This window comes from Roseburia zhanii (genome assembly GCF_014287635.1).
GTDB lineage: Bacteria > Bacillota > Clostridia > Lachnospirales > Lachnospiraceae > Roseburia_B > Roseburia_B zhanii.
In genome coordinates this window covers 79961-96106 of record NZ_JACOPH010000009.1, presented here as the reverse complement: position 1 = coordinate 96106, position 16146 = coordinate 79961, and the positions used below count along the sequence as shown (strand labels likewise).

The following is a 16146-nucleotide window of genomic DNA, read 5'->3' as shown; positions in this document are numbered from 1 at the left end:
GCTCTGCTGCATCAACCTGTTGTCCTCTCAATATCAATGACACTTTCTACCTGTCTGATCTTATCGATCAGGCTGGTCAGTTCTTCCCGTCCTTTGATACTAAATGACACTTCGATCGTTGCTATGCCCTGCTTGCTCGTCTTTGAATGAATACCATTGATGTCGATCTCCCGTTCCGTAAAGATCTTTGTGATATCCACTAAAAGTCCTGTCCGGTTATTTCCGAATATCTTGATCTCTGCTAAATACAGACCATTATTGCCTTCATCTGCGCCCTGCTGCCATTCTGCATCGATCAGACGCACTTTTTCCATCTCGGAAAGATTGATAATATTGATACAGTCTGTACGGTGGATCGACACACCACGCCCTCTTGTGACAAATCCGACGATCTCATCTCCGGGTACAGGGCTGCAGCATTTCGAAAAATGAACTGCAACATCATATAATCCCTTGACGATGATCCCGCTTTTTGATTTTGCAGGAAGGGCTTTCTCTTTATTATTTTCTGCAACAGAATCAAGTACATCCTGATCTGTCAGCTGTGTGACATGGTCTTTTTTGTATTCTTCATACATACGGTTGACGATCTGGCTCTCTTTTAATCCGCCATGTCCTACCGTTGCCAATGCCGAATTCCAGTCATGGAATCCGTATTTATTTAAAATCTTATGCTGATACTCCGGTTTATTGATATCGGAAAGGTTGATTCCTTTGGATTTACAGCACTGGGCGATCAGTTCCTTGCCTCTTAGGATATTTTCTTCCTTTAACTCGCTGCGGAACCACTGGTTGATCTTATTTTTTGCCTGTGTGCTCTTTACGATATTTAACCAGTCACGGCTTGGTCCTCTGGAATTTTGTGATGTGATGATCTCGATTCTGTCACCATTCTGGATCACATAATCGATCGGCACTAACTTACCGTTGACTTTCGCACCGATCATTTTATTTCCGACTGCGGAATGAATACTGTAAGCAAAATCGATCGGTGTGGAACCATTCGGCAGGTTCTTTACATCACCTGATGGTGTAAAACAGAATACTGCATCGGAAAACAGATCGAGATCGCTTTTCAACAGGCTCATAAATTCTTTATTATCAGACATATCCCTCTGCCATTCGAGGATCTGTCTAAGCCAGCTTAATTTTTCTTCTTCCTGATTGGCAACACTCATACCGGTATTGCCTTCTTTATATTTCCAGTGTGCCGCAATACCATATTCCGCTGTACGATGCATCTCAAATGTACGGATCTGGATCTCAAACGGCTGTCCGGTCGGCCCGATCAGTGTCGTATGTAACGACTGGTACATATTCGGTTTTGGCATAGCAATATAATCTTTGAAACGTCCGGGGATCGGCTTATACATCTCATGGATAACCCCGAGTGCTGCATAGCAGTCCTTGACGGAATCTACAATGATACGGATTGCAAACAGATCGTAGATCTGATCTAAGGTTTTATCCTGATTGACCATCTTCTTATAAATGCTAAAGAAATGCTTTGCACGTCCGTCGATCTCCGCCTTGATACCGGCTTTGTCGATGTGCTGTTTGACTTCCTCGACCAGATGATGTACATATTCATCCCGTACACTTTTCCTCAGAGCGATCTTTTCTACCAGATCATAATAGGCTTCCGGCTCTAAATATTTTAGGGAAAGATCGTCTAATTCGATCTTCACTTTTGAAATACCAAGCCTCTGGGCGATTGGCGCATAGATATCCATGGTTTCCCTCGCCTTTTCCTTCTGCTTCTCCGGCTTCATATATTTTAATGTACGCATATTGTGCAGACGATCCGCTAACTTGATCAGAATGACACGGATATCTTTTGCCATCGCAAGAAACATCTTACGGAGATTCTCTGCCTGTACTTCCACTTTATCTGCATCGTAGGATAACTGTCCTAACTTTGTCACACCATCGACTAATAATGCAACTTCACTGCCAAATTCCTTTGTGATCTCCTCATCTGTCATAACCGTATCTTCGACTACGTCATGCAATAGTCCGGCAACAATGGTTTCTTTATCCAGTTCCAACTCCGCTAAGATAATGGCAACACATAACGGATGTATGATATACGGTTCTCCTGATTTGCGGACCTGTCCTCTATGTGCTTCATCTGCGATGCGATATGCCTTCTCGATTAAAGAAAGGTCTGCTGAAGGATGATACTTGTGGACACTTTCTAACAATTCCTTATACAGCTTCTCCGGCTTCTCAAAATCCTGTGTAGCACGGATATTTTCTTCTGATTCCTGAAGTTCTTTTTCCATTTGTTCTAATTGTTTTGTTGATATATCTGCCATACCATCACCACCAACTCTAATCATCTTTTGAAATACGTTACTGTTCACTCCGTGACCAGTAACTTGTGATTTTTGCATGAAAGTTCGCCTTGCGAAGCAAAAATCACCACCTGAATCACTTTCTTACGCACCTAAACAGCAAAGTGTTTAGGTGCTGCCTGAACAGTAACTGAAATACGTTACTGTTCACTCCGTGACCAGTAACTTGTGATTTTTGCATGAAAGTTCGCCTTGCGAAGCAAAAATCACCACCTGAATCACTTTCTTACGCACCTAAACAGTAACTGAAATACTTCACCTAGTTTAGTATGTATTATAAAGAATTATGTGCCAAAATGCAACGGTTAATCCAATCTGTGTGCACTTCCATTCCCATTTATTTGCTTATCAATAAATAAGAATACACCTCCATCTCTTTTCCATCCCTCCAGACATATCCTTCTGATACAAACTGCAAATGTTTTAACAATGCTTTTGAAGCTTCGTTTTCCGGCTGGACAAAGCAGTATAATCTGTCATATCCGGTATCTGCTCCTTTTGCGTACTCAATAATGGCTTTACAGACTTCTGTGGCATATCCCATACGCTGTCTGTCTGCAGCTATGATATAGCCCATTTCTAAGATCCATTTTCCCTCAAATTCTAAATTATTGAGTCCTGCCCGACCAATCAGTTCATGCGTATCCCGGTCTTTTACTAACCACATTCCATAACCGTAATACCGGTACATATTCTTAATATAGGCTTTGGTATATGCAAGTTCTTCTTCCCACTCATACAAAGGTTCCACATATTTTGTGATTCCTTCCCCTTCATAGAGTTTATAAAGATCCGGCAGGTCTTCTTCCGTCATTTCCCTTAAATAACAACGTTTTGTATCGATCATGTGCCATGGTATCTGATGTTTTCTCTGATAGATCCGCTCTAAAAAATAATAATCGACCTCTGCGAATCCTTCTACTAAAATATCTGCCTGATACAACCCTTCGTTTATAAGATCAGGATTATCAAAACCGATCGATGCCACCGGCTGTCCACAGATCTCCTCTAATGTCTGATCAGTTGCTGCGATCAGCAGAGTATCTTCCGGCGCTATCTGATGTTTTGTAAAAAATTCAGATACACTTCCTGTTTCTATCGGAATACTGTTGATCCCATATCTTCTGATCCTGACTAGTAACTGACATATCTCGTCTGCCATTCTGCCGTTGACCTCTAATTCTGTTTGCTTATAGATCACATATTGAAATTTCATATTTTTCTTTTCTACCTGCTTAGTAAACTCTAATAACTGTACCCATTATACGCAGTTTCCTGCAAAAATGCAATTTGCAGCCCTTATATGCATGTGCTATAATATAGTAGATTTTATCATTTCCGAAAGGAGTTTTATCTTATGAAGAAAACCGGATATTTTTTCTTATGTTTTTTACCGATGATCATTTCGGTCAGCCTGCAGGTCATACTTTCCTTCCCTATGATGGGATTGAGCATGATGCAGACTTGTATATCGAATCTCATTGCAGGAAAAAAACCTGCTTTAAATGAACTGATCACCCAGTTATATGCACGCTGGAGCAGCGAAAACTTTACGATGACGCTTTCTATCGTATTTTCGATCTGCTGTATCCTGTTGTTTGGTTTCTGGTATACCTATCAGTTTGAAGGCAGGTTAAAACAGTCACCGAAGAATTTCTTAAATGTTCCGGTCGTCTTATCTCTGATACTCATTGTGCCGGGGCTGCAATTGTTTTCTTCTATATTGACCGGACTTTCAGCTTCTGTTTTCCCAAACTGGATGAAATTCTATGAAAAACTGATGGAAACTGCCGGATTTTCCCAGAATCCTTCCATTCTGCTTTTCCTCTATGCTGTCCTGTTAGGGCCGGTCGGGGAAGAACTGATCTTCCGCGGAGTAACGCTTTCTTCGGCAAAGCGTGTATTTCCTTTCTGGGCAGCAAACATTTTTCAGGCTCTCCTGTTTGGTATTTTCCACTTAAATGTGATCCAGAGCATATATGCATTTATGATCGGTCTTGTCTTAGGATATGTCTGTGAAAGGGGCGGTTCTATCTGCCTTTCCATGTTTTTGCATATGCTGTTCAATGCATGGGGAACCTTTGTATCCACGGACAATTTCATTTACAGCAATCCGCTCTATTTAAGCATCTTTTTTGTCCTTGCGATTTTCTTTGCACTGTTTGGACTTTATCTGTTCCATAAAAATGCTGTGTCCGCAAGGGTTAATGATCCTTCACCATCTTCCGATATATAGTGTGAATGCATTCAAGTATCTTAACAGACCACGGACGGTAGATTTAAGAAAATGGATTTTCTTAGATTTACCGTTTTTTGTTTTTTTATATTAGAATACAGGAGGAGTAAACGTGATTATACAATCAGGCTCAGTTACCATGTCATCACGCCGGAGTTATGACCGTACAACCGCTTCCTCATCTTCCATTTCGCTATGGGGAAACGGCTTTTCAAGTAATAACCAGATACAGATGATCGACCATTATCACGAAGGATCGGGTGAGTTTTATGATACGAAAGATCAGGCAGCCGATTCTAATGACCAGCTTTTGAACGAATTTAAGCAGGCACAGAGTATCTCGTCCCCATTTATGACCAGCCGGACGAAGCCGGATATCCAGAAGCTGAAAGAAGCCTCTTTAAATTATCTTTTGATGCTTCTGTTTGGGAAAAGCAGTGTTTCCTTAAAAGATTATTTAGCTGATACCGCACAGGAAACAGGACTGATCTCACAGGTATCTACCCAGCAGCCCGGAGGGATGACAACGGATTCTTACTACTATTCAGAAAAGGAAATGACTTCCTTTTCAACAACCGGAACAGTAAAAACAGCAGATGGCAGGGAAATGTCTTTCAACCTTTCCTTAACGATGAGCCGTGCATTTGAAGAAGCCTATACAAAAACGACTTCTTTTGGTGCTCCACAGCTCTGCGATCCACTTGTGATCAACTTAAATACTTCTTCTGCCAATGTCACAGACCAGACATTTTTCTTTGATCTCGATGCAGACGGTCACGCAGAAAAAATATCACAGTTAGCTTCTGGCAGTGGTTTTCTGGCATATGATACAAATGGAGATGGCATCATCAATGATGGAAATGAACTGTTTGGCACAAAAAGCGGTGACGGCTTTGCTGACCTTGCTTCCTATGATGAAGACGGCAATGGCTGGATCGATGAAAATGATCCTATTTTTGACAAACTTCGGATCTGGACAAAAGATGTATCCGGCAAAGATGTCCTTTGTGCATTAGGAAAAGCCGGCGTTGGTGCAATATACCTCGGAAATTCCGAAACAGAATTTTCCTTAAATTCCAAGAAAGATAACACGACAAATGCATTGATACGAAAAACAGGTATTTTCCTCTATGAAAAAGGAGGATGCGGAACGATCCAGCATGTAGACATGGCAAAGAAATAAAAAAGAAACAGCACCTAGTAACAAAATGCTAAGTGCTGTTTTTTTTATCTTTTACATCTTGATAAATCCAAACTGTGCTAAGGAATATACCACTAAAATAATGATCAGCAATACCGGTGATGCATATTTGATCATAAATTCATATAGTTTCTTTCTGCCGAATTTCTCACCATTTCTGGTTACTTCATCGGTAACGGTCTTTGTGCCAACTACCCAGCCGATCATAATACTGGTACCTAATGCAACAAGTGGCATCAGTACACTGTTGCTTAAATAATCAAAGAAAGATAAGAAATCCATTCCAAGGATCTTGATATTTGCCCATGCACCATTTCCCATAGAAGACGGCACTCCTAAAATGATGCTGACAATGATCGTGATCGCACAGGCTTTTCCTCTGGATAACTTAAAGCGGTCCATCAGGGAAGATACGATTGCCTCCATAACGGATACAGAACTTGTAACTGCTGTAAATAATACTAACATAAAGAATGCAAATCCCATGATCCTGCCGCCTGCCATCTGTGCAAAGATCTTTGGCAGGGAAACAAACATCAGTCCCGGTCCATTTGCTGTCAGTCCTGCTTCACCGGAAAACGCATACACGATCGGTATTACTAAAAATCCTGCTAATAAAGCTACAACGGTATCAAAGATCTCAATCTGGTTGACGCTCTTTGTCAGACTGACATCATCTTTGATATAGGAACCATAGGTAACCATGATTCCCATGGCAAGACTCAGTGAAAAGAACATCTGTCCCATTGCGGCACAAACCGTCTTAAATGAGAACTTATCAAATGCCGGTACTAAATAATAACGGATTCCTTCTAAAGTTCCCGGAATAAACATGATATAAACAGAAATTCCTATGATGATCACAAGCAGGATCGGCATTAGGATCTTGCTGGCTTTTTCAATTCCTTTTTCCACACCTGCGATAACAACTAAAGTAGTCAGAATTAAAAAGATCAAGAAATAGAATAACGGTGAAAATGTATCACCGATAAAGCCTCCAAAAAAGCTGTCTGTTGCGGCTTCTGTTGTCAATCCCTGTACATATACAAAAATATAACGCAGCACCCAGCCACCAATAACACAATAATACGGCAAAATGATTGTTGGCACTAATGCCGCTAAATAGCCTACGAAAGTAAATTTCTCTGAAATCTTCCTATATGCCACGATCGGGCTTTTCTTTGTCTTGCGTCCGATTGCGATCTCCGTTGTCATCAGTGCAAATCCAAATGTCAATGCCAGTATGATATACACTAAAATAAAGATCCCTCCACCATACTGTGCTGCTAAATACGGAAATCTCCACAGATTTCCAAGACCGATCGCAGAACTTGCTGCCGCTAATACGAACCCAAGTCCGCCGGAGAATGTACCTCTCTTCTTTTCCATTTTCTTATTCGCCTTTCTACTGAATTGTTGCCGTCCACAGACTTTTAGCTGTAGGCGGCAACATATTTATTCGTTACATGGCACAGATCATCCTGTGCATTTTACTTTTTTTATTCTTCTGCTGCAACTTCTTTTAAGATGATCTCTAACTGCTCTGTCAACAGTTTATCTTTTTTGATCAGATCTTCATGCTCTCTTGTCAGATTTTCTCTCTCGTGCATTAACTCCTGTAATCTTTCTAACATTTCTGCTTTCTTCATATGATTTTCTCCTCTCTTGTATGATTTTATTTTTTAGTCTTCTTTCTCTGGCTCTACGGTTAATTTCTCTAAATGCCAGATATCACGTACATATTCTTCGATTGTACGGTCAGATGAGAATTTACCGGAATGTGCTGTATTTAACATTGCCATCTTCGCCCAGCCTTTTTCATCTTTATAGGCTTCTGTGATCGCTTTCTGTGCCTCTGCATATGACCGGAAATCTGCTAGGATAAAATAAGTATCTGCATACTGTGTACACTGTGTATTTAACAATGAATTATACAGATCACGGAACAATTCACTATCCTGTGGGGAATAGAAACCGTTGATCAGCTGCATCAGCACTTTTCTGATATCCTGATCGTTATTAAAGATCTGCATTGGATCATAATCCCTGTTCTTCTCATGTGCAATAACTTCATCAGAACTCATACCAAAGATAAACATATTTTCTTTGCCGACTTCTTCTGCCATCTCGACATTTGCGCCGTCCATTGTACCGATCGTTACAGCACCATTTAACATGAATTTCATATTACCTGTACCGGATGCTTCTTTACTTGCTGTAGAGATCTGCTCGCTGACATCTGCTGCTGCAAATATCCACTCTGCATTTGATACACGGTAATCTTCGATAAATACGACTTTGATCTTATCCTGAATACTCTTATCGTTATTGATCACTTCTGCCACACTGTTGATCAACTTGATCGTCAATTTCGCATTCTTATATCCTGCTGCAGCCTTAGCACCAAAGATAAAGGTTCTTGGATAAAATTCCATATCCGGATGCTCTTTTAACTCATTATACAGATACATAATATGAAGAACATTCAACAACTGGCGTTTGTACTCATGCAGACGTTTTACCTGTACATCAAAGATAGAACGCGGATCAACGTCAATGCCGTTATGCTCCTTGATATATTTTGCAAGGCGGAGTTTATTCTGGTATTTGATATTCATAAACTCATGCTGTGCTTTTTCATCATCTACATATAAGGTTAATTTTTCAATCTTGCTAAGATCTGTGATCCATTCTTCACCTACATGGTCTGTTACCCATTTTGCAAGTAACTGGTTGCCATGTAATAAAAATCTACGCTGTGTGATACCATTTGTCTTATTGTTGAATTTATCAGGAAACAGTTCATAGAAATCTTTTAATTCCTGATTCTTAAGGATCTCTGTATGCAGTCTTGCCACACCATTTACGGAATGCCCTGCTGCGATTGCAAGGTGGGCCATCTTAACCTGACCATTGTAAATGATCGCCATACGTTCTATCTTGCCATTATCACCCGGATAATGTTCCTGGATCTGTAAAATAAATCTGCGGTTGATTTCCTCTACGATCTGGTAAATTCTAGGAAGCAGTCTTGAGAAGATCTCGATTGGCCATTTCTCTAATGCTTCTGCCATGATCGTATGGTTGGTATATGCACACACCTGTGTTGTAATATTCCATGCATCATCCCACTGTAATTCTTCTTCATCTAACAGATAACGCATCAGTTCTGCTACTGCTACTGTCGGGTGCGTATCGTTTAACTGGAATGCCACTTTCTTTGGCAGATCGTGAATGTCACTATGCATCTTTTTAAATCTGGCGATTGCACGCTGCACGCTTGCAGATACGAAAAAATACTGCTGTTTTAAACGTAATTCTTTTCCTGCGATATGATTGTCGTTCGGATATAATACATCTACAAGGTTTCTTGCAAGGTTTTCCTGTTCAACTGCCTTGCGATAATCTCCCTTATCAAAAGAATCTAATTCAAAACATTCTGCCGGTTCTGCATCCCAGATCATCAATGTATTGACCATATGGTTATTATAACCGATGATCGGCATATCGTATGGTACGGCTTTGACTGACTGATAGCCTTCCTGAACAAATTTCACTCTGCCATCCGGTGTATTGACAGCACGTACATAGCCGCCAAATTTGACTTCATAAGTATATTCCGGTCTTCTAAGTTCAAATGGATAGCCGTCTTTTAACCAGTTATCCGGCACTTCTACCTGAAAACCATCTTTGATCTTCTGTTTGAACATACCATAGCGGTAACGGATTCCACAGCCGTATGCAGGATATCCAAGAGTAGATAACGATTCCATAAAGCAGGCTGCAAGTCTTCCTAAACCACCATTTCCAAGTGCCGGATCCGGCTCCTGATCTTCAATGACATTTAGATCAAGTCCCATTTCCTCTAACGCTTCTGCAACTGCCTGATATGCAGTTAAGTTGATCAGGTTATTTCCTAGTGCACGTCCCATCAGAAATTCCATGGACATATAGTATACGACCTTAGAATCTTCACGTTTCATGCTGCTTTGTGTTTCCATCCACTGATCGATGATCACTTCTTTGACCGCATAGGAAACTGCCTGAAAGATCTCCTGTTCTGACGCTTCTTCTAAATCTTTACGATACAGCATACGGACATTGTCTTTTACTTCTTTTTTGAAAGCTTCTTTGTCGAAAATTTCTCTTTTCACGTTACTCCTCCTTCTGCAACAGCCTGCTTATCACTTTATAAGTGAAAGGGAGTAATGCCTCTATGGTACTACTCCCTATAATAAACTTATGCCTGTTTTTTTACTTCCATCACAACGTGCTCACCATTGATATTCCATTCCTTCTCATATCCACCAAGCTTCTCTGTGGTCAGTTCCTCTGCAAGAACTTCCGATAAGATCGTATCTTTGTTCTTCTCAAAGATCTTAGCTGCCTTCTCATCTGCCTGATAAGAAACAGCGATCTTATCCATCACTTCAAAGCCAGCTTCTTTTCTCATGGTCTGGATCTTGCTGATCAGTTCACGTACAAATCCTTCTTCTAATAATTCGTCTGTCAGGTTCGTATCTAAGACAACCGTAACCTCATTATCACCATCGGTTACATAGCCTTCCATCTGTGTCATTGTGATCAGTAAATCCTCTTCTAATAATACAACTTCATCACTGACACTGTCAAGTTTCAGTACACCTTTGCTCTTTAATTCCGCCATAGCTGCGTTACCGTCAAGATCTGCTAATGCCTGCTTGATCTGACCTAAATATTTACCGTATTTTGGTCCTACGGTACGAAGCTGTGGTTTAAAGCTGTAGCTTGTATATGCACTGACATCATCTGAGAATACTACTTTCTTGACATTTAATTCATCTGCAATGATATCTGTATAGAAATCCGGCAATTCATATGGTGCTTTGACATACATCGTACCGATCGGCTGACGGTTCTTGATATTTGCAGTATTACGGCAGGCACGTCCCATAACAACGATCTTTAAGACTGCCTCCATATTCTTTTCTAATTCTTTGTCGATCACAGCTTCATCTGCAACAGGGAAATCACATAAATGTACACTTTCCGGTGCGGTTTTATCGATCGTGCAGACAAGATTACGGTAAATATCTTCTGTCATAAATGGGATCATCGGTGCAGCACATTTTGCTACGGTAACTAATGCTGTATACAATGTCATATAAGCATTGATCTTATCCTGCTCCATGCCTTTTGCCCAGAAACGTTCACGGCTTCTTCTGACATACCAGTTACTCATCTCATCTACAAAACCATCTAATGCTCTTGCTGCCTCCGGGATACGGTAATTTCCAAGGTTTGTATCCACATCTTTGATCAGACTGTTTAACTTTGACAACAGCCATTTATCCATAACAGATAATTTATCATATTCTAATGTATATTTACTTGCATCGAAATTATCAATATTTGCATACAGTACGAAGAATGCATAGGTATTCCATAAAGTTCCCATGAACTTACGCTGTCCTTCCTGTACAGCTTTTCCATGGAAACGGTTCGGTAACCATGGTGCAGAGTTGATGTAGAAATACCAGCGGATCGCATCTGCTCCGTAAGTTTCTAATGCATCAAACGGATCAACTGCATTTCCTTTGGATTTTGACATCTTCTGTCCGTTTTCATCCTGTACATGTCCTAATACGATAACATTTTCATATGGTGCTTTATTAAATAACAGTGTAGATTCTGCCATCAGGGAATAGAACCATCCACGCGTCTGGTCTACTGCTTCAGAGATAAACTGTGCAGGGAACTGCTGTTTAAATAAATCCTGATTTTCAAATGGATAATGATGCTGTGCAAATGGCATTGCTCCTGAGTCAAACCAGCAGTCGATAACTTCCGGTACACGGTGCATTTCTCCACCACAGTCCGGACACTTCATGGTCACTTCATCAATATATGGTCTGTGCAATTCAACTTTTGCCGCATCAGGATTACCGCTCCGCTCTGCTAATTCTGCACGGCTTCCGATACATTCCTGATGTCCACATTCACATTCCCATACAGGGAGCGGAGTTCCCCAGTAACGGTTACGGGAAATACCCCAGTCCTGAATGTTCTCAAGCCAGTCACCAAAACGTCCTTTTCCGATGGATTCCGGAATCCAGTTGACAGTATTATTATTGCGGATCAGATCCTCTTTTACCTCTGTCATTTTGATAAACCATGATTCTCTTGCATAGTAGATGAGTGGTGTATCACATCTCCAGCAGTGTGGATATTCATGTTCAAACTTCGGTGCATCAAATAAAAGACCTTTTTCATCGAGATCTTTTAATACCATAGGATCAGCTTTCTTTACAAAAACACCTGCATAGGCAGTTTCTTCTGTTAATTCACCTTTTCCATTGACAAGCTGTACAAATGGCAGATCGTATTTTCTACCTACAGCGGCATCATCTTCACCGAAAGCAGGTGCGATATGAACGATACCTGTACCATCTGTCATCGTAACATAGTTATCACAAACGATATAAAATGCTTTCTTATGCTGTTTTGCAATGATCTCATCGGCAAAGTTAAATAACGGTTCGTACTCTTTATGCTCTAAATCTGTTCCCTTATAGCTTTCTAAAACTTCATAAGCCGCAGCACCTTCTTCTTCTGCCAACTTGCCTAACACACGGTCAAGAAGTGCCTTAGCCATATAATAAGTATATCCGTCTGCCGCTTTTACTTTGCAATAAGTTTCATCCGGATTTACACAAAGTGCCACGTTACTCGGAAGTGTCCATGGAGTTGTTGTCCATGCAAGGAAATATGCATCTTCTCCTACTACTTTAAAACGTACAACTGCGGAACGTTCTTTCACTGTCTTATATCCCTGTGCAACTTCCTGTGAAGATAAAGGTGTTCCACATCTTGGACAGTATGGTACGATCTTAAAACCTTTGTACAACAGTTTCTTATCCCAGATCTGTTTTAATGCCCACCATTCTGATTCGATGAAATTGTCATCATAAGTAACATATGGGTTGTCCATATCTGCCCAGAAGCCTACAGTTCCTGAGAAATCTTCCCACATTCCTTTGTATTTCCATACAGATTCCTTACATTTTTTGATGAAAGGTTCCATACCATATTCTTCAATCTGTTCTTTTCCATTTAAACCTAACAGCTTTTCTACTTCAAGTTCTACCGGCAGCCCGTGTGTATCCCAGCCTGCTTTTCTCGGAACATATTTTCCTTTCATGGTCTGGTATCTTGGGATCATATCTTTGATTACACGGGTTAATACATGACCGATATGTGGCTTACCATTTGCAGTTGGCGGTCCGTCATAAAATGTATAGGTTTCGCCTTCTTTGCGGTTTTCCATACTTTTCTTAAAAATATCATTGTCTCTCCAGAACTTTTCTGTCTGTTTTTCACGTTCTACAAAATTAAGATTCGTTTCAACTTTGTTATACATGGTATCCTCCTGTTTCATTTACTAATTGATGATTTTTACCAAATAAAAAAGCCCTTCATACCTGTAATAGGACGAAGGGCAAAATCGTTGTACCACCTGTTACAGCATACTTGGAGATCTTTGTTACTGTTCATAACAGATCTTCCGTATATACGATTCCCGTAACGTGGGAATATGCGTCAGTATCTACTCTCCTGTCTGTTCTAAAGGATTTCGGACTGCGACTTAGAAGTGATGTTCAGATGACACTTACTCATACCGGCTTACACCATCTCCGGCTCGCTGTCATTTTGTTACTGTTCACTTCGTGATCAGTAACCCGTGATTTTTGCATGAAAATTCGCTTTGCGAAGCAAAAATCACCACCCGAATCACTTTCATACGCACCTAAACAGCAGAACGTTTAGGTGCTGTCTGAACAGTAACGTCATTTTCATTTGTCATCTTACTGTCTTCGGCATTGTCTTTGTATAATTTTCTAATATCTAAATAAGTATAAGACGGATATTGTGGATTTGTCAAGGGGATAATCACCCCCACTAATTAAATCCTACAACTTTCTGGGAAATCTTATAAGCTGCAATGGAGATCTTTCTGCCACTCTTTCCCGGAAGGTTCATCGTATTGCCCATGATGCCGGAACGCAGATGATGGAATAACCGAATATCCTGCTGCTTGATATATCTCCAAAGTTCCCGTTTCTTTTCTAAATTTTCTTCCGTACCGGAACGTATCAGCATCACTGTAGAAATAACGGTAATGATCTCTAAATAATTAAACATATATTTCCGCAGTTTGCGGTTTTGTACCTTCCAGAGATCATATGCATCTACCATGATCTTATTCACTTTGATCTGCTGGTCGATACGTGAGATCATCACTTTTTCATTGACTGACTGGTCATCCCTGCCGATAAAATAGCGATAAAAATCCACATCCATATAATACATATTTTTTACATATGGAAGTGGCTGATATACAAAGATATTATCCACATAAAAGGTATGTCTTGGCAGTTCTAATCCACAATCCCGTAAAAGCTGTGTACGGTAAATCACTGAATGCATCAATATATACTGTCCTTTTCTGAAATGCCTGGTATCATCCCAGTGGAATATCTCATTCTGTGGAAGGACAGATGTATAACGCATGACTTTTTTATGCTTTGCACCTTCTTTTTCGTATACAAAATTACTGATCATCATATCTATTGTCTGGCTGCCTCCGGCTAACTCTTTTAATTTTGCAAGTATCGCCTGATAGCTCTCTAAATCCACCCAGTCATCGCTGTCTACTACTTTAAAAAACAATCCGGTTGCATTTTTAATGCCTGCATTGACGGCTGCTCCATGTCCACCGTTTTCCTGATGGATCGCACGGATGATCGTCGGATATTTTTTCTCATAGGCATCGGCAATGTCCGGTGTCATATCCTTTGAGCCGTCATCGACGATCAGTATCTCTACATCTTCTCCTCCGGGAAGAAGGGACTTGATGCAGTTTTCCATATAATCTTCTGAATTATAGCATGGGATTGCTATTGACAATAATTTCATCTGTTATCTCCTTATCGTATCTGCTAACTGTAATGCTTTCTTTACGATCGCATCGATATTGTAATATTTGTACTCTGCTAATCTGCCTAACAGATATACGTTATCTAATGGTTGTACTCTTTTGGCGTATTTCTGGTATAATGCGTTATTTTCATCATTGATGACCGCATAATACGGGATCTCGCCCTCTGCGCCCGTATAGGCAAATGAATATTCCTTGACAATGGTTGTCCCATCTGTCTTCTCCTGTCTTGTCAGATATTTAAACTCTGTGATCCGTGTAAAATCTTCACTTACCGTATAATTGACTACACTTCTTCCCTGATAACTTTCTTTATCATAATGTTCAAACTTAAAATTGAGTGAACGATACGGAAGATGTCCGTATTCATAGGAAAACAGTTCATCGATTGCACCGGTATAGATGACCTCCCCGGTAAATTCTTCTCCTTCGAATAACACTTTATCCTCTGAAAATGTCAGATGATCCTTACAGTCTGTTCCCATTTTAACTGTAATATCCGGGTGGTCTAACATCTTCTCAAACATTGCCGTATAACCATCTTTTGGCATTCCCTGATACTTGTCCTGAAAATACCGGTTATCGTGGGAAATGAGTACCGGCACTCTTGCAGTCACTTCAGGACTGATCTCCTCCGGTGTCTGTCCCCACTGTTTCATCGTATAATGCAGAAAAATATTCTCATAGACATAATCAGCTATCGCTTTGATCTCCGGATTCGGATTCTCCCTTAACTGCATGATCGGGACACGGCTGCCTTCTCCATATTCACGGATCAGTATCTCCTCTAATTCATCTGCTTTTTCTTTCCCATAAACTTTGTGCAGTGTATTTAAGTTAAACGGAACCGGTATCAGTTCTCCATGTACATTCGCAACGACTTCATGTCCGAACAGATGCCAGTCTGTAAATCTCGATAAAAATGTATACACTTCTTCCTCATTCGTGTGAAAAATATGCGGACCATACTCATGGATCATAATGCCATGCCTATCTAACTTATCATAACAGTTCCCTCCTATATGGGAACGTTTTTCGATCACAAGAACTTTCCGTTTCCCCTCCTCTGCAAGCTTGCGTGCCACAGTACTTCCTGCTGCACCTGCACCTATTACAATGCTGTCATACATAAATCTAATCCTCCAAAATACCCTGTTATCTTTTTATTATACACGTTTTTTTATATGTGCGCAACGGTGCGCTTTGTTCATAAAATGTTTACAAATTTATCATAGTATCCTCATATTATGTAAATATCAATGTCACAAATCCTGCGTATACTTAATATCAAGTTAAGGATAACAACACAAATAAAAACGATAGTCCAAATGATATTTAATCATTTTTTCCCAATATTTTTCATACCTTGCACCAG

The 16146-nt window shown here is 40.3% G+C and carries 11 protein-coding genes; 2 read left to right on the top strand and 9 right to left on the bottom strand.

The window, feature by feature from the left end; all coding sequences use genetic code 11:
* Nucleotides 1–11: 11 nt before the first annotated feature.
* Nucleotides 12–2318 (bottom strand): RelA/SpoT family protein, encoded by a 2307-nt coding sequence (locus tag H8S17_RS11065; protein WP_186867362.1) that lies wholly within the window; start codon nucleotides 2316–2318, stop codon nucleotides 12–14.
* Between the two features lie 376 nt (nucleotides 2319–2694).
* Nucleotides 2695–3573, bottom strand: a complete 879-nt coding sequence (locus tag H8S17_RS11060) for a GNAT family N-acetyltransferase (RefSeq protein WP_186867361.1) — start codon at nucleotides 3571–3573, stop codon at nucleotides 2695–2697.
* A gap of 141 nt (nucleotides 3574–3714) precedes the next feature.
* Here H8S17_RS11060 and H8S17_RS11055 point away from each other — a divergent pair, with 141 nt between their 5' ends.
* Nucleotides 3715–4593: a CPBP family intramembrane glutamic endopeptidase gene (locus H8S17_RS11055; RefSeq protein ID WP_186867360.1), complete on the top strand. Its 879-nt coding sequence runs from the start codon at nucleotides 3715–3717 to the stop codon at nucleotides 4591–4593.
* A 112-nt stretch (nucleotides 4594–4705) separates the two neighbouring features.
* Nucleotides 4706–5776, top strand: a complete 1071-nt coding sequence (locus tag H8S17_RS11050) for a hypothetical protein (RefSeq protein ID WP_186867359.1) — start codon at nucleotides 4706–4708, stop codon at nucleotides 5774–5776.
* Between the two features lie 51 nt (nucleotides 5777–5827).
* On the opposite strand, the gene H8S17_RS11045 is transcribed toward H8S17_RS11050, so the two are convergent.
* The 7 genes from H8S17_RS11045 to glf all read right to left on the bottom strand — a co-directional run bounded on the left by H8S17_RS11045 (nucleotide 5828) and on the right by glf (nucleotide 15901).
* Nucleotides 5828–7183, bottom strand: coding sequence for a sodium-dependent transporter (locus tag H8S17_RS11045; RefSeq protein ID WP_186867358.1), 1356 nt, complete (start codon nucleotides 7181–7183; stop codon nucleotides 5828–5830).
* A 110-nt stretch (nucleotides 7184–7293) separates the two neighbouring features.
* Nucleotides 7294–7443, bottom strand: coding sequence for a hypothetical protein (locus tag H8S17_RS11040; RefSeq protein ID WP_178051167.1), 150 nt, complete (start codon nucleotides 7441–7443; stop codon nucleotides 7294–7296).
* Between the two features lie 33 nt (nucleotides 7444–7476).
* On the bottom strand, nucleotides 7477–9948 hold the full coding sequence (locus H8S17_RS11035) for a glycogen/starch/alpha-glucan phosphorylase (protein ID WP_186867357.1): 2472 nt from the start codon (nucleotides 9946–9948) through the stop codon (nucleotides 7477–7479).
* A gap of 86 nt (nucleotides 9949–10034) precedes the next feature.
* Nucleotides 10035–13193 (bottom strand): isoleucine--tRNA ligase, encoded by a 3159-nt coding sequence (gene ileS, locus H8S17_RS11030; protein WP_186867356.1) that lies wholly within the window; start codon nucleotides 13191–13193, stop codon nucleotides 10035–10037.
* Between the two features lie 387 nt (nucleotides 13194–13580).
* Nucleotides 13581–13715 (bottom strand): hypothetical protein, encoded by a 135-nt coding sequence (locus H8S17_RS16745; RefSeq protein ID WP_279287810.1) that lies wholly within the window; start codon nucleotides 13713–13715, stop codon nucleotides 13581–13583.
* 17 nt (nucleotides 13716–13732) lie between these two features.
* Nucleotides 13733–14749 carry a glycosyltransferase family 2 protein gene (locus tag H8S17_RS11025; RefSeq protein ID WP_186867355.1) on the bottom strand — a complete coding sequence of 339 codons (1017 nt, stop codon included), beginning with the start codon at nucleotides 14747–14749 and terminating at the stop codon, nucleotides 13733–13735.
* Nucleotides 14750–14752: 3 nt separating this feature from the next.
* Nucleotides 14753–15901, bottom strand: coding sequence for a UDP-galactopyranose mutase (gene glf / locus H8S17_RS11020; RefSeq protein WP_186867354.1), 1149 nt, complete (start codon nucleotides 15899–15901; stop codon nucleotides 14753–14755).
* Between the last annotated feature and the right edge of the window lie 245 nt (nucleotides 15902–16146).